Genomic DNA, 25,388 nt, shown 5'->3' on the forward strand with positions numbered 1-25,388 from the left:
TAAGTTTTTGTTTAATTGTTAATTAAAGCAGGAAAATTTAGACTGATTTTAACGCCAGCATCGGAGGTTATACTCACTTCACCGCCCAGCTGACCGCCTAAACCTTTAATCAGTGTAATGCCCAAACTCGAGGCATTTTCATCTTCATGGTAGTTTGCCAAACCAATTCCATTATCTTCTATGCTGAAATGGTAATGGCCGTTGTTTAAATCGGATAGTGAAATTAAAACCTTTCCTTCGGCATTATTTGGAAAGGCATATTTAATAATGTTTGTTATGGCCTCATTAATTATTAGCCCCAGTGGCATGGCCTGTACGATATCCAATTCAATTTCCGGAACGTCGAATTCGAATTTTATTCTTTGATTTACATGAAAGGTATCGCATAAAAACTTCATTAAATCCACAATGTAGCTGTGTATGTTGATTGAGGCCACATGATCAGACTGGAAAAGTTTTTGATGGATAAGTGAAATGGATTGAATCCTGTTATGGCTATCTTTAATTGCTGCCAAAGCCGCGTCGTTTTGCAGGTAGTTGCTTTGTGCGTTCAGTAAACTGGTAATTACCTGTAAGTTATTTTTTATCCGATGGTGAATTTCTTTAATCAACCATTCTTTCTCCAGTAATAATTTGGCTTGCTTATCAATCAGGTGTTGTAACGATTCATTTTTAAATTCAATTTCATGCTGATGCGATACCAGTAAACGGTTAGCTTTCTGCCGGTTACTAAAGCCGTACAACGAAAGCCCCACAATTACCAAAAGCGCAAAAAGGCCAATAACGGTTACCTTGGTTAACCATTCTGCCCTTTGTAATTTATTGTGCTGCAAAGTACTTTCTTTACGTAAAAGCTCATTGTCTTGCTCTTTTTGGTTGGCTTTGTATTGAATGAGCAACTCCTGCATATCGCGGCTGCTCCTTGCCTTAAGTAACGAATCATTTATTTGTTTATAACTTTTATAATGCTCAATGGCTGCTTTGAGGTTGTTTTGGGCAGAATCGGCCTGGTATAAATTATAATAAATATTTCTGATACTTGACAATGGGGTAACTCCCTTGGGCAATGCCAGTACCTTTTCGTAATAAAAATTTGATTTTGCAAAGTTGTTTCGCGAGGCGTAAAACTGGGCTATGGTATAAAAGCTTTCGGCTGAATGAAAAAGATTGGATTGCATTTTCGATTCCCAATCAATCATTTGCAGGTAGTATTTTTCGGCAATATCATACCGTTTTAAGCTTTGGTATACATTGCCTCTTACGGTAGCCAGTATTACTTTTGCAAGTGGTGTTTTGCTGTCGGCCTCGTAAATTTTAGTGAGCGATAACACTTCACGACAGTGCCCTTCTCTAATCAAGCCATCGGCCAGCATTTTTAAACTGGTAAGCCTGGCTTCGGCACTCTGAAACTGCATGGCCTCAAGCGATTGCTGGTAAGCTTTAACACTTTCTGGTGTATTGCCCAATTCGGCATAAGCACTGCCCAGGTTGTTTAAAAAATAACCTTTAGCTGCATCGCTTCCTGTAAGCTGCATGTACCTGATGGCCTGGAGCGAATTGGATAACGACTCTTTTAATTTACCCTGCAGCCTGTACACAACCGAAAGCAGATCGTAAGTAAACTGCAGGTTTTTGTACCGTAAATTTTTATATTGAGCAAGTACGGATAATAAGCCTTTTTCTGCACTCTGTAAATCGCCCATATTTAACTGTACATCTGCAATGGCTTTTTGCATACCTATATATTCCTGTACATTGCCACTCTGTTGGTACAAGGTAGCGGCAGCTTGGTAATAAGCTAATTTTTGCTGCGAAAAGGGAAGGTGATCTCCCCATCTGGAACTTGCGGCTGCTGCGGTTTCATCATCGCCCGCTTTTTTACATTTGTCGATTAATGTTGTAAAAGCAATCTGAGCACGTAAATTTTCGCCCCTTTCACGGTACACATCACAAATATACAATTCTGCTAAATGCTCAAGTTTAGGTAAGGAGAGGATTTTTGAGCGTTGTAATGCCTGGTTAAGGAAAAGCATAGCACTGTCCAGATCACTTTTTTCTTCTTTGGCTTTATAGAGGTAATAAGACCCTGTTTCAATTAAAAACTCAATTTTTGTGTCTTGCCGCTGCGGCTTTAGTTGAGTTAAAATAAAACCAACATCGTTAAGTTTTAACTTTGCTTTTGCCAGGCTTAACTGGCTTTGGCCGTATAATTTACCTGTAAGCTGAGCTGAACTTTCTTTTAGTGCAGTATTTGCGAAATAGATGGCACTGTCGATATTTTTTTTGCTGAAAATTTTATTGTTTGCGTAAAAATTGCTGATGCGGTTGTTGTAAGCAATCCGTTCTTCTGCTGTTTTGCTGTTTCTTAGCAATTGATGAAGTTCTGGTAAAGAATATTTCAGCTCAGTTTGCGCAATCAGCTTTTGGAGCGGCAAACTAAGTAAAAATAATATCGGAAATATTTTCAGATACTTCAACATAATTCTCTTTTATTCCACATCAATTACCTGTGTGGGTGTCTGAAATTAGAAAATATACATTCAGCCTTAAACTGTTATTTAACATATTCGAATTTTATTCCCAATTTTTTAATTTTTGAATTTAAGGTTGTTGAGGGAATGTTAAGAATTTCTGCAGCACCACTCGGACCAAATATTTTGCCTTTACACATTTTTAAAATGCTCATAATGTGTTCCCTTTCCATCTCTTCCATGGTTTTAACTTTAAAATGGTCTCCTTCGGCAAAGTTGGTTAGAGCAGTAACATTAGGAAGTTCAACTTTGGTTATTGTATCTCCTTCTGTGAGCAGCATGGTTCTTTCAATGAGGTGTTCCAATTCCCTGATATTTCCCGGCCAGTCGTAATCCTGCAGTTCATTCAGCGCATCAGCAGCTATCGCAGTAACCGATGAAGATCCTTTTTTGCCATATTTATCAATAAAATAAGCAACTAAAGCAGGTATATCCTCTTTTCTATCACGTAAAGAAGGTAATTCAATCGGAAAAACATTCAATCTATAATATAAATCCAAGCGGAAACGGCCTTCTGCAACTTCTTTCTCCAGGTTTCTGTTGGTGGCCGTAATAATTCTGACGTTTATTTTCTTGGTGTAATTTCCGCCCAAACGTTCAATTTCTTTTTCTTGCAGTACCCTTAAAAGTTTTACCTGTGCTTCTAAAGGAAGTTCGCCAATCTCATCAAGAAAAATCGAACCTCCGTCGGCTTGTTCAAATTTACCGATACGTTTATCGTTAGCACCTGTAAATGAACCTTTTTCATGTCCAAAAAGCTCCGATTCTATTAATGTTAAAGGCAATGCCGCACAGTTTACGGTAACCAGTGGTTTGTTTTTCCGCGGAGATAATTTATGAATGGTTTGTGCTATTTTTTCTTTTCCTGTACCACTTTCGCCCAAAATAAGCACCGAAGTGTCATCAGGTGCCACCAGCTCCAGCTTTTTAAAAGCGGCATGTAGTAAAGTGCTGTTCCCGATAATGCCATTAAAATCTTTAGGCTTTTCTATTGCCTGCTCTTTTTTAATAATGGTTTTTTCAACTGCCGGTGCGGTTATCGCAGGAGTTTCAGCAACACTATCCTTACTGAAAATGATTTTATCTAAAACGAGCTCAAGGCTTTTTTTGAACTGATTAATTATACCCGAATGCACTTTGGTATAAATATCTGAAAGGTTATTGAAGAAAACGAACTGAAACACTTCGCCATCCCTTTCAATTTCGGTAATTAAGGCCGATTCAAGATTGTAATGATTAGAAAGTGCCTGGATGTACAAACTTTCCATTCTCAATTTTCGAAAATCGTAACCGTTAAAAATCGATTTTCCATTATAAATAATCGCATTGCTGTTCCATGCCTTAAAATCCCGACCAGAAATACTGGTTTCTTTTAATAAGGCATCGGTATTCAGGATGTTGAATTTACCCTCCACGTTGCGGCTGATGTATACATCTTTCGTTGTGGTACGCGGTGTTGATCGGGTAATCCACAAAAAATTAAAAGGTACCACAGGGTGCAAAACGGTGCCGATTTGTTTCAGTCTTTCTGAGCCAGATTCTTGCTTTTCGGCAATATGTTCGATTTGGTTTTGTAGCGATGGCTCTGCATGGTGATTGTATTTTTGGTTTTGTTCATGCCTGTAGCGGGCGATGTCCAGCATCACCATCAAGTCTTTCTCGCGGAAAGGTTTAACCAGAAAACCATAGGGCAAGGTTGCTTTTGCGGCTTCCAAAATCCCCTGGTTGGTGTTTGCAGAGATATAAATAAAAGGAATGCCCATTTTGGTAAGTTCACCAGCTAAATCGATTCCTGTTTTATCACCCTGCAAAAAAATATCAAGCAAAATCCAGTCGGGTTCTTTTGTTGCGATTAATTCAAGAGCCTTTACTACCGATGGTGCAATCCCACACACTTTATAACCAGCTTTTTCGAGCATAATCCGCAGATCGTTGGCTACAATAAATTCATCTTCTACAATTAAGATCTTCTGTTTCATGTTCAATTTCAGCGAGCGTAATAATAAACCCACAATTAAGGTTTGTGGAGGTTAACATGGTCTCATCAAATCAAGAAAAATACCATAAACTAAGCTTTTGTTTATCAGCACTTTATTTGCTTTGCTATATTTTAGAATTGATGATATATCGTCGATTTACTAAATATCATGAGCGTTGAATATTGAGTTTTTTTATTTTTGAATTTAATGTGGTTGCCGGGATGCCCAATAGTTCGGCCGCGCCACCGCTGCCGGCAACCTTGCCTTTACAGAGTTCTAATACCCTGATAATGTGATCTCTTTCGTTTTCGCTGATTGATTTTATTCCACTTTGCAAAGTAGCATCATCATTTTTAATTCCGGGCTCGAGCACAGATGGATCGAGTTTGCCGTTTGAAGAGAGGAGGATGCTCCGAAGCATAACATGTTCCAGCTCCCTGATGTTACCCGGCCAATCATATAGCATAAGTTTATCCATAAAATCGAGCGGTATTTGCGGCACACTTTTTCCAATGGCTTTGGCGTGTTTCTGCGCAAAAAAATCGGCCAATACCGGAATGTCTGTTTTACGCTGCCGGAGTGGGGGAGCCTGTATCGGAAAAACATTGAGTCGGTAGAAAAGGTCAAGTCTGAACCTCCCTTTGGCAATCTCTTTTTCTAAATTGAGGTTGGTGGCTGCAATTATCCGTAAATCAACCGCAATGGGAGCTTTACCACCAATGCGCTCAATTTCCTTTTCTTGCAATGCCCTAAGCAGTTTTGCCTGAAGATCGAAAGGCATTTCACCAATTTCATCTAAAAAGATGGTGCCGCCGTTGGCCTCTTCAAATTTCCCTATTCTGGTATCAATTGCACCTGTAAAAGCTCCTTTTTCGTGCCCAAATAAAATAGATTCAATTAAATCGCCGGGTAATGCAGCACAATTTACCGCCACCATGGGTTTTGTATTTCTGTGTGATAAGCGGTGCAGGCTTTTTGCAATTTCTTCTTTTCCTGTTCCGCTTTCTCCGGTAATTAATACCGATGTATCCGTTGGAGCAACGATTTTTATCTTATCTAAAACGCTCAATAAGGCCGTGCTTTTGCCAATAATGTTTTCGAAATCTTTTTTTGCCAGTGGGTTATGATCGCTTTCTTTATGTGAAACAGGTTCTATTCCGGCTTTTTCGAGTTCGATGATGTGTACCAGTTTTTTCGCCAGTGTGCCCGATAAGAAATTAAGCATTTCCATATGTGCCTGATGGTAAATGTTTTCTGTTCTGCTGTAAAATGAGAAACTGATCTGATCGCCATTTTCGAGGTGAAATGTTTTTACCATATTGGAATGAAGGTGATAGGTGGTGGCAATTAAATTTTTCATCGCGGCAGCTTTTTTTACCGCCTCAAAATCATCGCCGATATAGATGGCATCGGCTGTGGTTTGTGGCACCAGCTGGTTTATTTCGTTGTATTCGGCCCTGCTTAAACCCGTGTAGGTTAAAAATTCGTTTACGGTAAATAAGTCATATAAATCGAAATTTTTTCTGGTAATTCCAATTTCGCTGTACCGCTTTTTATCTTTTCCAATGCCCGAAAGTGCGATAAAATCAAATGGAATATAGGGCTGAAAAGCGCGTGCAATCGACAAAATTTTCTTTTGCCAGGTTAACGATTTTAAGGAAATATCAACAATAAAATCGCGCATAAAAAGCTCGCTGCTCATTTTCATGTTGTTGTTGTTTTCCTTTCGGTACCTGGCAATATCTATGCTCATTAAAACGTCACGATCCCGATAGGGTTTAACAATAAACCCATAAGGTGCGGTAGATTTTGCCGCCTCCAATACTTTTTCGTTCGAGTTTGCCGAAATATAAATGAAAGGAATCTGGCTTTTCATCAGCTGCTGTGCCAAATCAATTCCGGTAAGCCTGCCTTTTAGGTAAATATCCAAAAGCACAAGATCTACCGATTGTTTTTCGAGTATGGCCTGTGCACTCTTTACTGAATCGGCAATGCCTGCAACGGTATACCCGGCACGTTGTAAAATCATTTGCAGATCGTGGGCTACAATAAACTCATCTTCAACAATTAGAATTTTTTCAGTCTTCATCTTCATTTAATCATTCGATAATAATAAGTCTTCCGGTGTGTTTGCAAAAATCAGGCTTACCAATACACCGTTATTATCTTCCATGTTAAAAATACCATCAATTTGCGCACTTAGCCCTTTCATTAAGGTAAGGCCCAGCGTACGGCTTTGTTCATAGTCAAAATCAGGTGCTAAACCAATTCCATTATCTTTTATTGATAATTTATATTGTGTTTCCTGGTACTTTTTTAAACTAACCGAAATCTGTCCGCCAGTTGTGTTTGGAAATGCGTATTTAAAAATATTGGTAATGGCCTCGTTAATAATCAAACCCATTGGTACTGCTTTTGTAATATCCAGTTCGAGGTTTAAAATATCCAATTCAAAATTTAACCTTTTATCATCCGAAAGGCTTTCTTTTAAATACTCAACCAGTTCCATAATATACGGCTGAATATTGATCGTGGAGACGTTATCTGTTTGATAAAGCTTTTGATGAATTAATGCAATGCTTTTAAGCCGGTGCTGGCTCTCTTTTATGGCTTCAATTGCCGAAACATCTTCAAGGTAATAGCTCTGGCTGTTTAACAAGCTCATGGTAAGCTGAAGGTTGTTTTTAACCCGGTGGTGCACTTCCTTAATTAAGCTTTCTTTTTCTTCGATCAGTTTGTTTTTTTGTTGCACATTAACTTCTAGTGCTGCATAGGCGAGGTCTATATCTGCTTTTTTCTTCACCAATGTATCATGAAGTTTCTTTTTCAACCTAAACCTGCCATAAATGAGGAGGATTAAAACGGTTAAAAAGGCGAGACCAACAACTGTAGCATTTTTTATCAGTTGAATGCGGTTAAGCTCCTGGCTCTGCAATTGTGATTTTTTCCGCAGAATTTCATTTTCATTTTCCTTTTGCGAGGCCTGAAACTCTACCTGTAAACGCTCAATAGTATTTAAATTTTCCTGACTAAGCATAGAATCCCTAAGCTTGTGAAAAGTTTGGAGGTGGGTAATTGCTTCTGCCGGATGCTTTGTAGATAAATCAATTTTGTAAAGAATTTCATTTAAACGGATCTGCCTCGGCAACGTCATGCTGATTTGGTTTTCGCGGGCCTTTTCGGCAAATTGTAAGGCAAGTTGGTATTTGTTCTGTGCAAAGTAAAATTCGCTTACGGAGAAGAATACAGAAGTTTGAAAAGTATTGGAGTAGCTTTTTAAGGTGCCGTCTACAAGCAGTTGATCGAAGTACTTTTTAGCGAGATCGTATTTTTTTAATGCCGAATAACATTCGCCAAATGCCAGATACATGAAATATTCGTGGCCGCTTGAAGGATTATTAACTTCCTTCCACGTTTTTTCCAGTATGGATAATGCTTTTTTGGCCTGCCCCAGTTTAATCATCTGGCTGGTAATAGAATAGGCGGTAACAAACCGGTAAGGATCATTTTTTTCCTGATTGTTAAGTGTTTTACTGTACCAGGCAATGCTTTCTTTCGTTTTGCCCATGGCCTCGTAAGCAGAACCAACGCGGTTTAAATACGTATCAAGAACATCTTCGTGATTGTTTTGGGCAATTTTTACGCTTAGCAAAGCGCAATTTAAAGCCTTACTTAATTCTCCCTTTCTTTCGTAAACTGCAGAAAGTAAATCATAAGCCATTGGCAAATCGGGCAGTTTAAACTTTCTATCCAGTGCAATAACCTCAAATAGCTCTTTTATCGACAGATCAAACTTTTCTTCCTCTAAATGAAAATCGGCCATAGCCTTTAAAACTGTTGCTTCTCTGTATTTCTCGTTAAAAGAAGTGCCTATTTCCTTATATAAAGCATGTGCATTGGCCGCACGGTTGTAAAATGATTTGTTTTTGTAATCCGAAACCGTATCCGGCACATTAATATAATACGTGTACCAGGCGTTCGCCTCAAATTGTTTGTTGTTGATTGCTTTTGCTATAGAAATTGCTTTTTCATAGGCCAAAGCTTGTTGCACCCTAAAATGTTTTTTATTGTAAAATCGGCCGTACATCATCCAACTGCGGTATTCCCAGTTAGCGGAAATAATTTTTTCGGATAGATTTAATGCGTTTCTCAGGTACAATGAAGCGCTGGCCAAATTTTTAGGATTATTGCCTTTTTGCCTGATATAATGGCTGGCAAGACTTAAAAAGTATTTTACCCTGTTCGTATCGGGATTAGACTCAGCAAGAAGTGTTTTTAATGTTTGTAAAGAATCTGTATTTGAACTGTTTAACTGGTTTCGGGCTGAGGTATTTTTGCTTTTAATGAGGATTAAACTAAAAATTCCGAACATAGCAAAAAGCAGCACAATTTTATTGATGCTTTTTCTTGCAATCGTATTTTTAAGCAGTTTTTTTAAATCAATCATCAATTTTACTTATTCAGGATATGTTCTCTTGTAATTTTAAATTTTTTAATTTTTGAGTTTAGGGTAGTAGCAGGAATATTTAAGATTTCTGCAGCACCACCAACACCGGAGATTTTACCTTTACAGCGTTTTAGTATCGATAAAATATGGTCGCGTTCGTTTTCGTGGATACTCTTGATCTTTTGCTCCTCAGTATTGTTTATGGCTTCATTCCGATCTATTTTGGGTAAATGTATTTCCTTTAACACGTTGCCCGATGTTAACAATATGCTCCGTTCTATCAGGTGCTCAAGCTCCCTCACATTGCCCGGCCAGGGGTAAAGCATTAGTTTGTTTAAGGCACTTTTTGAAATAGAATTTACCTGGCGACCTGTTTTTTTCGAAATGCGCTCAATAAAAAATCCTGCCAGGTTTGGGATATCCTCCAATCGCTCTCTCAGTGGCGGAATAGAAATGGGAAATACGTTTAATCTGTAATATAAGTCGCTTCTAAAATTCCCTTTTTCTACTTCTTTTAAAAGGTTTCTGTTGGTTGCAGCAATAATTCTAACATTTGTTTTAATTACGGTTTTACCGCCAATTCTTTCAATTTCCTTTTCCTGCAAGGCCCTTAGCAACTTCACCTGGAGATCAAGCGGAAGTTCGCCTATTTCATCCAGAAAAAGTGTTCCGTTATGGGCCAGCTCAAACTTACCGATCCGCCGCTCTGTTGCGCCTGTAAAACTGCCTTTTTCATGTCCAAAAAGTTCACTTTCAGCCAAACCTGAAGGAATTGCAGCACAATTAATTTTTACCATCAATTCCTTTTTTCGAAGTGAGGCATTGTGTAATGCCCTTGCAATCAGCTCCTTTCCAGTTCCTGTTTCTCCAATAACGAGCACTGTGCTATCAGTAGCCGCTACATGATCAATGAGGTGAAAAATTCCTTTTATTTGCTGGCTCTGACCAATAATTTCTGAATGGTTGTATTTGTGTTGAATTTCTTCCTTCAGGTAACTTTTTTCGCCTTCTAATTTCTCTTTGTATGCATTGATTTCTACTAATTGCCGCTCGATTTTTTCGTTTGCGATAATGTTCGATATTGCGATTGAAATTTGTAACGAAATACCGTGAAGCAAATCAAAATAGATGTTGGATAAAGAATTTATATTTTTAGTGTAGAGGTAAAAGAAACCAATGCATCCCGATCGATCGACCATTTTAAGTCCGATCATTTCTTTAATGCCTTTATTGTGCCAAAATTCCAGCCAGGCAGGTGCATCATCCCAGGTCAAAACATCTTTTACGTTAAAAACGATTGGCTTTTCTGATGAAATCATTGCCCTGCACATGCTATCATTAAGTGTATATTTCTTAGAAGCTTCTGGCGCTATACCTGCTGTTTTAAGGAAATCTTCTTTTTGGTTATAGATAAAAGCACTATGGGATTTCTGGTCTTCATTGATCAAACAGATTACAAAATCATTAAAATCGAAGAGTTTTTTAAGCTTTTGGTCAATTACTTCAAAAAGATCAAGCTTATTGCGAATGGAAGCTATTGAATTGCTTAACGATAACAGCACTGCATTTTCTCTTTCTTTTTGCTCGAGCTTTTTTTTCAGAAGTGTATTTTCATTTTCAAGAGAGAAAGCTTCATTAAAATTTAGACCGGCATGTTCTTGATTTTGAACTTCAGATAAATTGCCCTTGCTTTCCATGCTGCTAAAGTAAGGTTTATAATTTTAATTAATGATTACTGGTATGTTAAATGTGTAACGAAATTTCGTTAGTAAGTTTATTTTGTTGTTGACTTTTAGCAAGTTATGGTTGTTTATTATGATTTATTTTTTTTGTATTATTTCGTTATAAGTATTGTTTTCTCCCGCATATTTCAGAGATTTTATCACCCATATTTCGTCCTGCTCAACTCGTTTCTGTCATTCACAGCGAGTCGTCCTGCTGAACTCGTTTCAATTACGCCCGTGTATCGTCCTGCTGAACTTGTTTCAGCATCTATCAATAATACAAATGAACAGATCCTGAAATAAACTCAGGATGACGGTGTGACGGAAGAAGATTCTAATCACCCAGCTCCGTGTTTTCCTTAGTGTTCTTAGTGGTAAAAATCAACAAACCAAATTCGTCCTGCTGAACTTGTTTCAGTCATTCACACCAAGTCGTCCTGCTGAACTTGTTTCATCATCTTATCCACGCAAAAACAGATCCTGAAATAATTTTAGGAAGACGATGTGACGGAAGAGGATTCTAATAACCCAGCTCCTTGTTTTCCTTTGTGTTCTCTGTGGTAAAAACCAACAAACCAAGTCGTCCTGCTGAACTTGTTTCAGTCATTCACAGCGAGTCGTCCTGCTCAACTTATTTCAGTCATTCACACCAAGTCGTCCTGCTGAACTCGTTTCAGCATCTATCAGTACAAGTAAACAGATCCTGAAATAAATTCAGGNCCTGCTCAACTTATTTCAGTCATTCACACCAAGTCGTCCTGCTGAACTCGTTTCAGCATCTATCAGTACAAGTAAACAGATCCTGAAATAAATTCAGGATGACGGTGTGACCAAAGAAGATTCTAATTACCCAGCTCCGTGTTTTCCTTTGTGTTCTCTGTGGTAAAAACCAACTAACCAAATTCGCCCTGCTCAACTTATTTCAGTCATTCACACCAAGTCGTCCTGCTGAACTCGTTTCAGCATCTATCAGTACAAGTAAACAGATCCTGAAATAAATTCAGGATGACCTTATGCAGCATTAAAATGGTATGATGAACCTGTTCGCAAATGGCTGCAAAAAAAGCTGGCTTAATCAGAGCTAATCTGCTTTATTGTTTATGTAATCAAATTAAGCTATTGCTAATCTGAAAAAGNCCCTGCTCAACTTATTTCAGTCATTCACACCAAGTCGTCCTGCTGAACTCGTTTCAGCATCTATCAGTACAAGTAAACAGATCCTGAAATAAATTCAGGATGACGGTGTGATCGAAGAAGATTCTAATTACCCAGCTCCGTGTTGTTAAAAAACTCAAAATTCGTAAATCAACGATATATAGTTAATAGTAAACTAGCTTTTTAATTGTAAATAATTGATATATAGTATTTTAACTGATGGTATGTTTCTTGAAAAGAGGATAGAAACAAAAAATATTATAATTATGAAACCATCACCAGACTTATTATCCCCAGAAAACCACGCCTTAGTATTAATTGATTTTGAAGGACAAATGGCTTTTGCAACAAAGAGCATTGCCATTACCGAACTCCGTACCAATGTAGCCATTATTTGCGGTGCATCTAAAATTTTTAATATACCAACCATTGTAACCACTGTTGCTGAAGAATCTTTTTCAGGACCAGTTTTTCCGGAAATTGAAGAATTTTATCCTCAGGCCACTTCAAATTATATTGATAGAACTTCGATGAATACCTGGGAGGATGAACCTGCTTACAAAGCAATTACCGGAACAAGAAAAAAGAAACTTGTATTGGCTGGCCTTTGGACAGGCGTTTGCATCGTTGGTCCGGCATTATCTGCTTTATCAGAAGGTTTTGATGTTTTCGTAATTACCGATGCCTGTGGCGATGTAAGCAATGAGGCACACGAACGTGCAGTACAACGAATGGTACATGCAGGGGTAAAACCAGTAACATCGGTTCAATATCTCCTCGAATTGCAGAGAGATTGGGCAAGAACAGAAACCTATGAGCCTGTAACTACATTGATGAAAAAATATGGTGCGGGTTATGGTCTTGGCATTCAGTACGCACACAAAATGTTAAAACACTAATCCTCATTTACAATAAAAATGAGAACCAATTATCCCCATTTGGCATTTATTTTGGCTATTTGTTTTTGCTTATCAACAGCAACTGCATTTGCCCAGAGCATTAAATTAATGCGCTACGATGAGGATTATAGCAATCTGAAAGATTCGGACAGGAATTTCTACAATACATTAAAATTCCTGCCGCTTTCTGCCAATAAAAAAGTTTACTTCAGTTTTGGAGGTGAATTAAGAGCCGAATATGGGGGCAAAATAAATGAAGATTGGATTAAAAGCCAGGGTTATAACCAGTCATTTCTGCAAAGGTATTCGCTTTATACCGATTTAAATATTGGTACAAGATTGCGTTTTTTCGCCCAGGTAAACAGTGCCCTCGAAAATGGCAGTAAATACGGACCATCTCCGGTTGATGAAGATCAGCTTGCGGTACAAAATTTATTTGCAGAATACAGGATTCTTAAAGATTCTACGCAAAAATTAGCCATTAGGGTAGGCAGGCAGGAGATTAATTATGGTTCGGGCAGGCTAATATCTGTTCGCGAGGGTACAACGGTGCGCCAGTATTTTACAGGAGCCAAACTGATGTATAAAACACCCCGTTTTACTGTGGATGCATTTGTGCTGGCGGCTGATGAAGTTAATTTCGGCGTATTCGATAACCATACAAACCACCAGGCCAACCTTTGGGGCGCATATTCAAATTTAAATATCCAGCAAGGTGGAAACTTCGATTTTTATTATTTAGGCATCAGGCGTGATAATGCCAAATTTGAAGAAGGTATTGAAAAAGAAATCAGGCATACCCTGGCTACACGTTATTGGAAAGGTGGAGGTGGCTTTATTTATAACCTGGAAGCGGCCTACCAGTTTGGAAAGTTTGGAAACGGAAATATCAATGCCTGGACAATGGCCATTGAGTTTGGTTATACTTTTGAAGATACCAAATTTAAACCTTCTTTAAACCTGCGTAATGATTACATCTCCGGAGATAAAAAAGCTGGCGATGGAAAGCTTCAAACTTTTAATCCTTTATATCCAAAGGGAGGTTATTTTGGATTTAACCCACTCATCGGGCCTTCCAATTTAATCGATCTGCACCCATACCTAACCCTCAAAATAACCGATAAATTAAGTGCACAGGCAGATGTTGTTTTCAACTGGAGATACTCCTTAAATGATGGGATTTATCGCCCAAGCGGAAATTTTAACACAGCAGGCTCACTTTCAAACCACCGCTTTATCGGTACAACTTATTTGCTCAGTGCAGATTATAAATTCAATAATAATCTTTCATTCAGCTGCGGAGGGCAATATTTTAAGGTAGGTGGCTTTATTAAAGATCTCGTACCACTCAACGATAACTCAAAGTTTTTTAATGCACAAGTATCATACAAATTTTAAATAAAAGAAAATGAAAAATAACTTCACAAAACAATCAAAATCTGCTTTTAAAAGCATTAGGGTAGCTATAACAATATTTTGTGTATTTGTAGCAGGAACAACTTTTGCACAGAGCACAACAACCGCAATTGGAACCTCAAAAGTATGGGGAACAGTAGATGGAATTGCAATCGAAGGCGTAGTTCAAGGTCCTTCAGCGCAGGTTAGCGAATTACAGGTAGCTTGTGTTTTCGAATACACAGAAGGTGATATTTTTAATTCGCCCCCAGCGCTGCCACCAGCTTTAAACGGTTTGGTGCATTTAGATCAGGATACCAAAGGTTTATTAACTGAAATCCGCAAGAGTGGTAAATTTCTTGGTCACGCCAACGAAACATTACTAATTACACCCCCAAAAGGCATAATCGGCGGCAAACATTTGCTTTTAATCGGTTTGGGCGATCGCAGCAAATTTACACCAGAACTTATGACAGGCGTAGGCAGCGTGGCGATGAGAGAGGCATTAAAACTTGGTGTTAGCAATTTTGCTTTCGCAAGCGATTTAAAAGACGCCGGAATTGATTCGCCAACAGCTTTGGTTGCAGGCAATGTGGTAAAAGGTATTTTCGAAGCGTACCGTACCCAGGTTTGGTTAAAAGAAAAGAAAATGACTGCAATTAAACCCATCACAAAGGTAATTCTACTTGCAGGTCCGGCATTTTTTACCACAGCTGGAGAAGGAATTCAGCAAGCCATTGCATCAATTAAAAATTAATCACCATAAAACTGATGAACACGATGAGTGCAGACATGATTTTATTCAATGGTAAAATACATACCATTGCCAAACATAAAAGTGAAATAACTGCGGTTGCCATTAAAGACGGAAAGTTTGTTGCCGTGGGTGCCGATGCAGATGTAATGGCTTTTTCAGATTCAGAAACCAGGCTGATCGATCTTGGAAAAAAACGTGTGGTACCTGGTATAAACGATTCGCATATCCATTTAATCCGTGGTGGGTTAAACTTCAACCTCGAATTGCGTTGGGATGGCGTGCCATCACTTGCCGATGCACTCAGGATGCTTAAAGAGCAGGTAGATGTTACCCCTTCGCCCCAATGGGTACGCGTGGTAGGAGGTTGGTCTGAATTTCAGTTCGCAGAAAGAAGAATGCCAACGCTGGAAGAAATAAATGCCATAGCACCCGAAACCCCGGTTTTTATCCTTCATTTATACGACCGTGCTTTTATGAACCGCGCTGCCCTTAAAGCAGTTGGCTATACAAAAGATACGCCTGCGCCTCCGGGTGGCGAAATCCAGAGAGACGCAAATGGCGAACCTACAGGATTAATTATCGCCAGCCCCAATGCCATGATTTTATACTCAACTTTGGCCAAAGGACCGAAACTATCGTACGAACACCAGGTGAATTCTACCCGTCATTTCATGACTGAGCTAAACCGCTTTGGTATTACCAGTGTAATTGATGCAGGGGGTGGTTTTCAAAATTTTCCTGATGATTATAAGGTAGTAAACGAACTCAACGAACAAAAGCAACTCACCGTTCGTATTGCCTATAATTTATTTACCCAACGCCCAAAGCAGGAATTTGAAGATTTTGACAACTGGACCAGCTCAGTAAAACTTTACCAGGGAGATGACATGTACCGCCATAACGGAGCAGGCGAAATGCTTGTTTTTTCTGCAGCTGATTTTGAAGATTTTCTTCAGCCAAGGCCCGATCTTTCTGATAATATGGAACCCGAACTAGAGCGTGTAGTGCGTTTATTGGTGGAGAAAAGATGGCCGTTCAGATTGCATGCTACCTATAACGAAAGCATTGGCCGTTTTTTAAATGTTTTTGAAAAAGTAAACCGGGATATCCCTTTTGCAGGCTTGCCGTGGATATTCGACCATGCCGAAACCATTGATGAGCGGAATATCGAACGTGTAAAGGCGTTGGGTGGAGGTATCGCAATTCAAAGTAGAATGGCTTATCAAGGCGAATATTTTACCGAACGTTACGGTGCTAAAGCGGCATTGCAAACACCGCCGGTTAAAAAAATGCTCGAAATGGAAGTTCCTGTAGGTGGTGGATCTGATGCTACCCGGGTAAGCAGTTACAATCCATGGGTTTCGATGTTTTGGCTAACTGCTGGTAAAACAGTTGGTGGCTTAAAAATATACAATGAAGAAACTGTTCTTTCAAGAGCAACCGCTTTAGAACTTTATACCCGGGGCAGCGCATGGTTTTCCAATGAACAGCAAAAGAAAGGTGATATTGAAGTGGGCATGCTGGCCGATTTAGCCGTACTTAACCACGATTATTTCGAAGTGGCTGATGATCAGATCAAAAGTATCGAATCTGATTTAACCATTGTTGATGGTAAAATTGTGTATGCAAAAGGAGATTTTTCGCCTTTTTCGCCGCCAAAAATTCCAATTCTGCCCGATTGGTCACCAACAAACAGTTACAACGGCTATTATTCAGCAGCTACCCACAAAACAAATCAGCAGGGAAAAACAAAAGGAGCGAATGGAACAGATGCTGTTTTAGCCATGGTGCACTCGTGTGTAGGCAGTTGCAACGTGCATAACCACAACCACGATGCAGTAAGAACCAGTAACCTACCTGTAAACAACTATACCGCTTTTTGGGGCGCACTGGGTTGCTCATGTTTTGCTTTTTAATTATGGAAAATATCATCAAATACCTGCTTTATTCTGACTTAGGGTCAGACATAAACAATTGGGCCGTACTTATTTTCAGGGTGTTGCTCATGCTTGAACTTTTCAGGGTTCATGGAATGAAAAAATTCCGTGTACAAAACGGAGAAAAAGAGCATGTTCCCAATCCCCTGGGTTTACCAGATAAACTGAATGGGCTTGTGGCTACTTTTTCTGATACCATTGTGCCATTTCTGGTTGCAATAGGGTGCGGAACCAGGCTTTTTCTGCTGCCTTCAATAGGGGTAACGGCAATCGGCTATTTCGTGGTGCACCGTAAAGATTCGATAGAAGTACGTGATGTACCTTATATGTACACACTCGCCATGCTTTTTTTATGGCTCATCGGACCAGGAACATTATCAATAGATCATTACATATTGAACAATTTTTTTAACTAATAAATAAACATCAAAATCACAAAAACATGGAAGCTAAAATTGGAATCAGCGCAGAAAACCTCGCAGAGGTGGCACATTCATTAAGCAAAATTCTTGCTGATGAGTACGTTTTATACACCAAAACACGCAAGGCACATTGGAATGTAGAAGGACCGGATTTTTACAACAAACACAAGTTCTTTGAGGAACAATACACGCAATTGGAAGATATTGTAGATGAAGTTGCAGAACGGATCCGCAAACTCGGTCACTTTGCCCCAGCCTCACTTAAACAGTTTCTGGAATTAACCCACTTAACAGAAGATGACCGCGGTAAAAACGATGCTCCAACTTACATTAAAATGTTACTGGCCGATCATGAAAGTATTTTAATTCATTTGAGAGAGAACATCGATAACTATGCTGGCGCACTTAAAGATGCCGGAACCAGCGATTACATTACAGGTTTAATGGAAACGCACGAAACCATGGCCTGGATGTTAAGGGCACACTTATCATAAATTACAAATAGAATGGAAGAAAAACAGAATAATATCTGGTTTGTAACCCTTGTATTAACCATCATTGCGGGTTATTGTGATACGATTACTTTTGTATCTGCTGATAAAATTTTTTCGGCGCACGTTACCGGGAACTTTATTGTATTTGCCTATCAAATGATTAAAGGCTCAGATGGTGATGCATGGATCAAACTGCTAACTTTTCCAATATTTATGCTCTCGGTAATGGCTGGCGGCTGGATATCGGCAAAATTTTCGAACAGGCATTTTCTGCTTTTATGCGAAGGGATTATTCTTTTGCTCGGTGGCGCATTGGCCTACTCATTAGGCTATATCGATAATACCGAAATTACCTGGCCAATGTACCTGGTTACCATGATAGTGGTTTTTGCTATGGGTCTTCAAAATGCTTTCGGAAAACTTTTTGCGAAAGAAACCTACGGACCAACTACCATGATGACGGGTAATGTAACGCAGTTTGCGCTAGATATCAGGTCTTTTTGCAACTCAGGATTTAAAAATACCGATTTCCTTTCGGGTATAAACAAAGGTTTAATTACGCTTGGAGGGTTTTTAACCGGCTGTATTTTAGGCGCGTGGATTGGGCAGCTTTTTGGCCTGGTGGGTATTGTGCTGCCAGGTATTGCCATGGTAATTTGCTATTACAGCACAAAACCTGTTAAAAACGATGTTATAAGCTAAAGATGCCAACCCATAACAAAATACACCATTTTTGCAGCCATAGCTTTAAGTTTTGGTTAATTACTTTAATGCTAATCAGCCCTGCCCTTGCAAAAGGGCAGGGCATTAGAACCGCAAAAGAAGTAGAAACTGCAGAAATTAAACTCCGCAGGCTTGGCCAAACAGAAAGTAAAGTAGATTTATGGATCGATTTGGGTACTTATTACCTCAATTTACCCGGCGAATTAAAAACCGACCTCGCTAAGGCGATGCAACTCCGTGAACAGGCTTTTGCGCTTGCAGGCAAAATCGAATATCCTAAAGGCATTGCTAAAAGCTTGGTGCTTAAAGGCGATATTTTACGTGAATCGGGTAATAAAATTTTGGCAACAAAAATATATGAACAGGCAATTGCTTACACCTCAAAGTTAAACCTGAAAGATCAATTGGCAGAGGCATATTCTGCCATGGGTAATCTGTATGGTAACGAAGGGGCAGATCTGGACAAAAAAATCGCTTACAATGAGAAATCGCTGAAATTATACCGCCTTACAGAAAATAAGTTAGAAGAAGGTAATTCGCTTAAAAACCTGGGCGATTATTACAATATAAAAGGTCAGCCAGCCTATGCCATAAAGCTGATGGACACTTCGCTTGCCGTTTATCAAACTGTTGGTTTTAAAGAACTGCAAGGGGTTTACAATAACATGTGTATTACCAATATCAGTCTGGGTAACTTTTCAGAAGCCCTAAAGTATGGTTTACTGGCCGAAAAAACTGCCGATCAGCTGGCTGATACAAGTTTGCAAAGGAGTTCAATAAACAACCATTTAGGTTTAACCTATTATTACCTCAGGAATGATCAAAAAGCCCTTGATTATTGGTTAAAAGCAAAAAATATAGCTGAGCGATACAAAGATCCCGGTTATATGCAAACCATCATTGCCAATGTGGCCACAATTTATGTCAGGATGAAAAGGTTTGAAGAAGGAATTGCAGTACTGAAAGAGCTGATAAAAAAATATCCGCCAACAGATACACAGATGAAGCTGCGCATTCCCTACATTTTATTCAATACCTATTATGATATAGCACAGTATGCGAAGGCAGAACCTTATTTTAAAACCCTAATTAAATTTCACCATGAACTACCGAAAGATGATCCGAACCAGATTTATTTATACCGGAGTATTATCAGGAAACTGATTCATGATAAGCAATTTATAGCTGCCGACAGCTATTTAAAAGAACACGAAAAACAAAGTATACAGCAAAAAAACTTACTCGCGCTTTCGCAGCTGCACAGGCTTTGGTATGACGTAGATTCTGCATTAAATAAACCATGGTCTGCTGTGGCGCATTATAAAACCTATAAAAGGTTAACAGATTCCATCTGGAACAATGATAAAAACAAACAGATTTCAGGATTGGAAATCGAATATCAAACAGAGAAAAAAGACAAGGATATTGCGCTGCTTCATCAAAAAAATCAGTTGCAACAGGCACGTATCGGTAATGAGGAACGGGCAAGGTATTTTTTTATCGTTGGCTTAATTATAGCAGCACTTTTTGTTGGCCTCATTTATAACCGTTACCGTTTAAAAAAACGGAGTAATCTTATTTTAGAGCAAAAGCAGGAAGAAATTAACACACAAAACGAACTGCTGCGAAAAATACTCGGCGAAAAAGAATGGTTGCTGCGCGAAATTCACCATCGGGTAAAAAACAACCTTCAAATTGTAATCAGTCTGCTCAATACACAATCCGCTTATCTCGATAATGAAGATGCACTGGTTGCCATAAGGAATAGCCAAAACCGGATGCACGCCATGTCGCTCATTCATCAAAAACTGTATCAGTCTGATAATCTGGCAGAAATAGACATGAAGTGGTACATCAAAGAACTGGTAGAATATATGATCGAATGCTTCGGAACCGAAAAAAGAATTCAGTTTGTTTTAGATACTGAAGCCATCAAGTTAGATGTTGCACAGGCAGTTCCGCTAGGGCTGATTTTAAATGAGGCGATTAGTAACGCAATTAAATATGCTTTTCCTGCCGGAAGAAAGGGAAATGTGAAAATAACTTTTAAAGCAAAAGACGATGGAACCTGCATACTCAGTATTTCTGATGATGGAGTAGGTTTGCCCCTGAATTTTGATGCCGATGATAGCGAATCGTTGGGCATGAGTTTAATGACGGGGCTTACCGATCAGCTAAACGGTAAAATAGAAATGTGGAATGATAACGGTTTAACCTTAAAGGTTTCTTTTTTGCGCCACAATGAATTGTTAGTAGAAAACACCTGATAACCATATATAAATAGTCAATCAATAAAATAAATTTAGCAATATGAACAACAATATTTTAGGCTTGCACCACATCACAGCGATAGCGGGCAATGCGCAACAAAACTTCGATTTTTATACCAAAACAATGGGTTTAAGGTTGGTTAAAAAAACCGTAAATTTTGATGATCCTGGTACTTACCATCTATATTATGGCGATGAAACCGGCTCAGCAGGTACCATTCTTACCTTTTTTCCATGGGATGGAATAGGCCCGGGTACCGAAGGTGTTGGTATGGCTACTGAAATTGGTTACTCAGTACCCGAAGGCAGTCACCAGTTTTGGCTCGAAAGATTTGGTGCGGCAAATGTTAAAACCAAAGAAATTATAGAGCGTTTTGGTGAACAGGTACTGGCTTTTAAAGATCCCGATGGTTTATCATTAAGTTTAATTGTACCCAAAAATGCAGATGTTAGAAATCCATGGGAAACTGCTGAAATAAAGAAAGATACTGCTACCAAAGGTTTTCACAGTACCACGCTAACTTTGCAAAGTATCGATCAAACGGCAAAAATTTTAACCGATTTATTTGGTTACCGATTACTGGGGCAGGAAGAAAACCGCTACCGTTTTGTTACCGATACAGTAGAAAATGCAGCAATTGTAGACCTTTTAGAAGTGCCCGCAGGCCATAGAGGCAGAAATGCAGCAGGTACAAATCACCATGTTGCTTTCCGCGTAAAAAACGAGGATATTCAAATGGAATTAAGGGAGCAGATACTAAGTAAAAACCTGCAGATTACCCCTAAAATCGACCGCGATTATTTCTATTCACTGTATTTCCGTGAGCCAGGAGGCGTGCTTTTCGAAATTGCGACTGAAAATCCTGGCTTTACTGTTGATGAACCGCTTAATGAATTGGGAACACATTTAAAATTACCACATCAGCATGAGCATTTACGCGAAGATTTAGATAAATTACTTCCAAAATTAATTTAGAAAGTTATGGCACAAGTAAAATTAAATATCCAGGAAGGCGAACCAAGTTCATTCGATATCTACGATGAAGACGGAAAAGTTGGCGAAATGATTTTTGATATCAAAGATGCAGACCTAACCGTTTACCACACCGAAGTAGAACCTGCAAAAGAAGGAAAAGGTTATGCCAAAATGTTGCTCGATGCAATGGTAGCTTATGTACGCGAAAATAAATTAATGGTTATTCCAATGTGTCCATACGTGCATGTTCAGTTTAAACGACATGAAGCGTTGTATGCAGATATCTGGAATAAAACAAACGAAGAAGAATAAAATGAAAGAACTTATAAAAGCCGGTAAAAACTTTAATCAGGCAGAAAAAGTGCTGATCATGATTCATGGTCGCGGCGGTACTGCGCAGGATATATTATCAATGTCCGAATACCTTAATGTGTCTAAATTTGCACTCGTAGCCCCCCAGGCAGAAAATAATACCTGGTACCCACAGTCGTTCCTTGCACCACGAACTGCCAATGAGCCATCGCTAGGCAAGGCACTACAAACCTTAAAAGATACCGTCCTTTATCTCGAAGATGAAGGTTTTTCAAAAGAACAGATTTACTTACTAGGTTTTTCACAGGGTGCCTGTTTAACGCTTGATTTTGTTGCAGCCAATGCTGCCCGCTATGGTGGTGTGGTGGCTTTTACAGGTGGACTTATCGGCGAGCAGGTAGATCACCGCAATTATCATGGTAATTTCGATGGCACCCCCATTTTTATTGGCAGCAGTGATCCTGACATGCATGTGCCTGTATCAAGGGTAAAAGAATCAACAACTTTACTCGAAAGTATGGGGGCACAGGTAACCGAAATTATTTACGAAAACATGGGACATACCATCAGCCATTCGGAAATTGAACAGGTAAATAAGCTGATTTTTAAAGATTAGTAAAGCGAATGGAAAAGGAAACAGAAAGAATAGAAGCCTTTAGTGATGGTGTTTTTGCCATTTCAGTAACCCTTTTGGTGCTCGAATTGCATGTGCCAGCACTAAAAGAAGGCAATACTGCCCTTCATTTGTTTGAAGAACTGAGGCTCCAGTGGCCCGGTTATATCGCTTTTATCATCTCTTTCTTTAGCATTTTTATTATTTGGGTTAATCACCACAAGGTTTTTAAACAGATATACAAACGAAACACAGGGCTGATGTTTGCTAACGGGCTCATTTTGTTCCTGGTTTCGCTTGTTTCTTTTCCCAGCGCCTTATTGGCCAGGTTTTTTTTAACAGATTCCAAACAGCTTTCAGTAACCATCTATACCGGCTTGTTTGTTTTAATTAACCTTGCTTTTAACCTGCTATGGCAACAGGCCACTGCTGATAAAAAATTATTGCGCCCAGGGATAAGCAACGCTGCCATCAGGCAACTCAGAAATAACTATCGCTATGGCTTCCCCACATATTTACTCGCATTTTTGCTCTCATTCTTTTATCCCAATTTTGCGCTGCTCATCTGTATTCTGCTTTGGGTATTCTGGGCAGCATCATCAAAGAAAATTAATTTTATCGAAACACAACCCCTGTAGTTACAGAGCTTTAAATTCATAAAATATGCAAAAATACAAAATTGCCGTACTTGATGATTATCAGGATGTGGCGAAATCATATGCCGATTGGACCGTACTTAGCGAATATGCCGATATTAAAATATTTACCGACCATTTGCACCAGGAAAATGAAATTGTAAATCGTTTAATGCCTTTTGATATCATTTGCGTAATGCGTGAGCGTACTCCTTTAACCGCAAGCCTGTTGATACAATTGCCCAACCTGAAATTGATAGTATCCACAGGTGCCAGAAATCGATCTATCGACCTTGTGGCAGCTGAAAAACTGCAAATTGAAGTGCGAAATACAGGTTATTTAGGTCATGGCGCACTAGAGCTCACCTGGGCTTTGTTGATGGCTATTGCCAAACATATTCCGCAAGAAAATGCCAATCTCCGTGCCGGCGGATGGCAGCATATGGTAGGCAACGATTTAAAAGGTAAAACCTTGGGTATTTTGGGCCTTGGTAATCTTGGTGCACAGGTTGCAGCAGTAGCCAAAGTTTTTGAGATGGATGTAATTGCCTGGAGCGAAAACCTAACCACCGAAAAGGCAGAAGCAGGTGGGGCAAGGTATGTTGAAAAGAAAACGCTATTTGAGGAATCGGATTATTTAACCGTGCATATGGTATTAAGCGATAGGAGCAAAGGAATTGTTGGTGCTGATGATTTGGCTTTAATGAAAACAACGGCCTACCTGATTAATACTTCAAGAGGACCTTTGGTTGATGAAAATGCATTAATTAAATGTTTGCAGGAAAATAAGATTGCCGGAGCAGCTTTAGATGTTTTTGATAAAGAACCACTAGATGCCGATCATCCTTTTAGAACATTAAAAAATGTGCTGGCAACACCGCATATTGGCTTTGTTACGCAAGATACCTATCAGCTTTTCTTTAACGATATTGTTAAAGTTTTGGAGGAATGGCTGCCGCAACATTCAAAAAATTAAATTTGGTATTTGAATTAATTCCCCTCTTTCAGAGGGGTGTCCGCAGGACGGGGTGTTCTTTTATTGGAGCCTTTGCTTTATATGTTATAAGGTCTTCATTCCCGCGCATGCGGGAATCGTAATGCGATCGCTATGTTTCACAGACATGTTGACCTCTATGTCTAAGAAGATCGTCATACTGATCCGATTGCTATCGGATTTATTTCAGTACCTTTCCTGCTGTGTTTAAAATGTTGAGGGGCAACATAAATTCGTCCTTCTCCAGCATGGATGGATCCTATGTTTTTCGCTCCGCTCGGGCTTGCCTCGGTTAGCCACCGAAGGGCTCTTACCTTTTTCTTGATAAAAAGGTAACCAAAAATCAAGGCTTGGAACTGATGTCGGATAAATTCGTTAAAGCTTTTTGGTCGTCAGCACAAGTTCCGCCGAAGGGGGCGGAAAGTGTGTGCTGCCTTAATGCAACGATGGAAGGAAAGGTAATGATAAAGCTTTAACGTTTTCTCCTTCCATCATTTCCTATGCCGGATAGCGTGGTGGAAATAGCGAGGTTCAGATAGCGAGGTGCAAATAGCATGATGCAGGGAATGCGTTAAATCCGTGATTGCGAGGCTGGGGAGCGCGAGCCGAAGCAATCTTTAATGTTTTTTAACGCACGGTCGTCATTCTCGCGCATGTGGGAATCTTAATGCTGATGCAATTTTAATACTACTTCGTCATGCTGTTGCTGTTTAAAATGTAGAGTAATCGTCATTGCAGTTAATTCCACATTCTGGAAACCTACTTTACTTACCTAAACAGCCGTTTTAATGGGTAATGATAAAGAAACTTTAGATTAACAATTCAATCATACTCTAAATCATTCAATACTAAAAACCTCCTTACTTTATTTCGTCTCCAAAGTCGCTTTTTAGCGAAATATCGTGAGCCGTTTACGGTAAATAGAGCATCCTTTAGCCATACAAGGCACATTTCTTCCTTTGGCATGTTCTTTGAATTCGCAGAATAAATAATCACAGCAAAAAATCCCTATTGAATCTATATTCAATATGCTGTAATGTCTAAAAATGCAGCATTTGGTTCAAGATGGTGATTGATGTAATATTTAGTCAACCCAATTCCTTTAGGTATTTGGGAAAATCAATT

18 protein-coding genes are annotated in these 25,388 nt (G+C 39.2%); 13 read left to right on the plus strand and 5 right to left on the minus strand.

Annotation, left to right across the window (positions count from 1 at the left end; all coding sequences use genetic code 11):
- Positions 1–11: 11 nt before the first annotated feature.
- From ASE74_RS08575 to ASE74_RS08595, 5 genes are all read right to left on the minus strand, one after another.
- Positions 12–2,480, minus strand: a complete 2,469-nt coding sequence (locus ASE74_RS08575; protein WP_055907179.1) for a histidine kinase dimerization/phosphoacceptor domain -containing protein — start codon at positions 2,478–2,480, stop codon at positions 12–14.
- 74 nt (positions 2,481–2,554) lie between these two features.
- A complete protein-coding gene (locus ASE74_RS08580; RefSeq protein WP_055907181.1) occupies positions 2,555–4,510 on the minus strand; it encodes a sigma 54-interacting transcriptional regulator in 1,956 nt (651 codons plus the stop codon).
- Between the two features lie 166 nt (positions 4,511–4,676).
- Entirely contained in the window at positions 4,677–6,599 is a 1,923-nt protein-coding gene (locus ASE74_RS25085; protein WP_055907341.1) for a sigma 54-interacting transcriptional regulator, read from the minus strand.
- 6 nt (positions 6,600–6,605) lie between these two features.
- Positions 6,606–8,957 carry a tetratricopeptide repeat protein gene (locus ASE74_RS08590; protein ID WP_055907184.1) on the minus strand — a complete coding sequence of 784 codons (2,352 nt, stop codon included), beginning with the start codon at positions 8,955–8,957 and terminating at the stop codon, positions 6,606–6,608.
- A 5-nt stretch (positions 8,958–8,962) separates the two neighbouring features.
- The gene (locus ASE74_RS08595) at positions 8,963–10,654 is read right to left on the minus strand and encodes a sigma-54-dependent Fis family transcriptional regulator (protein WP_082458706.1); all 1,692 of its coding nucleotides are present in this window, start codon (positions 10,652–10,654) and stop codon (positions 8,963–8,965) included.
- Positions 10,655–12,102: 1,448 nt separating this feature from the next.
- Between ASE74_RS08595 and ASE74_RS08600 the strand changes: the two genes are divergently transcribed.
- The 13 genes from ASE74_RS08600 to ASE74_RS08660 are packed head-to-tail and all read left to right on the plus strand — an operon-like array spanning position 12,103 to position 24,245.
- Entirely contained in the window at positions 12,103–12,735 is a 633-nt protein-coding gene (locus ASE74_RS08600; protein ID WP_082458710.1) for a hydrolase, read from the plus strand.
- A gap of 18 nt (positions 12,736–12,753) precedes the next feature.
- Positions 12,754–14,133 carry an alginate export family protein gene (locus ASE74_RS08605; protein WP_055907189.1) on the plus strand — a complete coding sequence of 460 codons (1,380 nt, stop codon included), beginning with the start codon at positions 12,754–12,756 and terminating at the stop codon, positions 14,131–14,133.
- A 10-nt stretch (positions 14,134–14,143) separates the two neighbouring features.
- Positions 14,144–14,887, plus strand: a complete 744-nt coding sequence (locus ASE74_RS08610) for a M17 family peptidase N-terminal domain-containing protein (RefSeq protein WP_055907192.1) — start codon at positions 14,144–14,146, stop codon at positions 14,885–14,887.
- A 14-nt stretch (positions 14,888–14,901) separates the two neighbouring features.
- Positions 14,902–16,803: an amidohydrolase gene (locus tag ASE74_RS08615; protein ID WP_235526038.1), complete on the plus strand. Its 1,902-nt coding sequence runs from the start codon at positions 14,902–14,904 to the stop codon at positions 16,801–16,803.
- A gap of 2 nt (positions 16,804–16,805) precedes the next feature.
- A complete protein-coding gene (locus ASE74_RS08620; protein ID WP_055907195.1) occupies positions 16,806–17,240 on the plus strand; it encodes a DoxX family protein in 435 nt (144 codons plus the stop codon).
- Between the two features lie 26 nt (positions 17,241–17,266).
- A complete protein-coding gene (locus tag ASE74_RS08625) occupies positions 17,267–17,740 on the plus strand; it encodes a Dps family protein (RefSeq protein ID WP_055907198.1) in 474 nt (157 codons plus the stop codon).
- A 12-nt stretch (positions 17,741–17,752) separates the two neighbouring features.
- Positions 17,753–18,442, plus strand: a complete 690-nt coding sequence (locus tag ASE74_RS08630) for a YoaK family protein (protein ID WP_055907200.1) — start codon at positions 17,753–17,755, stop codon at positions 18,440–18,442.
- Positions 18,443–18,444: 2 nt separating this feature from the next.
- Positions 18,445–20,730 (plus strand): histidine kinase dimerization/phosphoacceptor domain -containing protein, encoded by a 2,286-nt coding sequence (locus ASE74_RS08635; protein WP_082458707.1) that lies wholly within the window; start codon positions 18,445–18,447, stop codon positions 20,728–20,730.
- 43 nt (positions 20,731–20,773) lie between these two features.
- Positions 20,774–21,709 carry a ring-cleaving dioxygenase gene (locus ASE74_RS08640; RefSeq protein WP_055907205.1) on the plus strand — a complete coding sequence of 312 codons (936 nt, stop codon included), beginning with the start codon at positions 20,774–20,776 and terminating at the stop codon, positions 21,707–21,709.
- Positions 21,710–21,715: 6 nt separating this feature from the next.
- Positions 21,716–22,021, plus strand: a complete 306-nt coding sequence (locus ASE74_RS08645) for a GNAT family N-acetyltransferase (RefSeq protein ID WP_055907208.1) — start codon at positions 21,716–21,718, stop codon at positions 22,019–22,021.
- Position 22,022: 1 nt separating this feature from the next.
- Complete coding sequence (locus ASE74_RS08650; protein WP_055907211.1) at positions 22,023–22,637, plus strand: alpha/beta hydrolase; 615 nt, start codon at positions 22,023–22,025, stop codon at positions 22,635–22,637.
- 8 nt (positions 22,638–22,645) lie between these two features.
- Positions 22,646–23,272 (plus strand): TMEM175 family protein, encoded by a 627-nt coding sequence (locus ASE74_RS08655; RefSeq protein ID WP_055907214.1) that lies wholly within the window; start codon positions 22,646–22,648, stop codon positions 23,270–23,272.
- A 25-nt stretch (positions 23,273–23,297) separates the two neighbouring features.
- The gene (locus ASE74_RS08660) at positions 23,298–24,245 is read left to right on the plus strand and encodes a D-2-hydroxyacid dehydrogenase family protein (RefSeq protein ID WP_055907216.1); all 948 of its coding nucleotides are present in this window, start codon (positions 23,298–23,300) and stop codon (positions 24,243–24,245) included.
- The last annotated feature ends 1,143 nt before the right edge of the window (positions 24,246–25,388 follow it).

Source organism: Pedobacter sp. Leaf216 (genome assembly GCF_001421515.1).
Taxonomy (GTDB): domain Bacteria; phylum Bacteroidota; class Bacteroidia; order Sphingobacteriales; family Sphingobacteriaceae; genus Pedobacter.

Bases quoted from the DNA above. Each gene is read 5' to 3' on its own strand.
- ASE74_RS08575 (WP_055907179.1), bottom strand. From the start codon at position 2,480: ATGTTGAAGTATCTGAAAATATTTCCGATATTATTTTTACTTAGTTTG.
- ASE74_RS08580 (WP_055907181.1), bottom strand. From the start codon at position 4,510: ATGAAACAGAAGATCTTAATTGTAGAAGATGAATTTATTGTAGCCAAC.
- ASE74_RS25085 (WP_055907341.1), bottom strand. From the start codon at position 6,599: ATGAAGACTGAAAAAATTCTAATTGTTGAAGATGAGTTTATTGTAGCC.
- ASE74_RS08590 (WP_055907184.1), bottom strand. From the start codon at position 8,957: ATGATTGATTTAAAAAAACTGCTTAAAAATACGATTGCAAGAAAAAGC.
- ASE74_RS08595 (WP_082458706.1), bottom strand. From the start codon at position 10,654: ATGGAAAGCAAGGGCAATTTATCTGAAGTTCAAAATCAAGAACATGCC.
- ASE74_RS08600 (WP_082458710.1), top strand. From the start codon at position 12,103: ATGAAACCATCACCAGACTTATTATCCCCAGAAAACCACGCCTTAGTA.
- ASE74_RS08605 (WP_055907189.1), top strand. From the start codon at position 12,754: ATGAGAACCAATTATCCCCATTTGGCATTTATTTTGGCTATTTGTTTT.
- ASE74_RS08610 (WP_055907192.1), top strand. From the start codon at position 14,144: ATGAAAAATAACTTCACAAAACAATCAAAATCTGCTTTTAAAAGCATT.
- ASE74_RS08615 (WP_235526038.1), top strand. From the start codon at position 14,902: ATGAACACGATGAGTGCAGACATGATTTTATTCAATGGTAAAATACAT.
- ASE74_RS08620 (WP_055907195.1), top strand. From the start codon at position 16,806: ATGGAAAATATCATCAAATACCTGCTTTATTCTGACTTAGGGTCAGAC.
- ASE74_RS08625 (WP_055907198.1), top strand. From the start codon at position 17,267: ATGGAAGCTAAAATTGGAATCAGCGCAGAAAACCTCGCAGAGGTGGCA.
- ASE74_RS08630 (WP_055907200.1), top strand. From the start codon at position 17,753: ATGGAAGAAAAACAGAATAATATCTGGTTTGTAACCCTTGTATTAACC.
- ASE74_RS08635 (WP_082458707.1), top strand. From the start codon at position 18,445: ATGCCAACCCATAACAAAATACACCATTTTTGCAGCCATAGCTTTAAG.
- ASE74_RS08640 (WP_055907205.1), top strand. From the start codon at position 20,774: ATGAACAACAATATTTTAGGCTTGCACCACATCACAGCGATAGCGGGC.
- ASE74_RS08645 (WP_055907208.1), top strand. From the start codon at position 21,716: ATGGCACAAGTAAAATTAAATATCCAGGAAGGCGAACCAAGTTCATTC.
- ASE74_RS08650 (WP_055907211.1), top strand. From the start codon at position 22,023: ATGAAAGAACTTATAAAAGCCGGTAAAAACTTTAATCAGGCAGAAAAA.
- ASE74_RS08655 (WP_055907214.1), top strand. From the start codon at position 22,646: ATGGAAAAGGAAACAGAAAGAATAGAAGCCTTTAGTGATGGTGTTTTT.
- ASE74_RS08660 (WP_055907216.1), top strand. From the start codon at position 23,298: ATGCAAAAATACAAAATTGCCGTACTTGATGATTATCAGGATGTGGCG.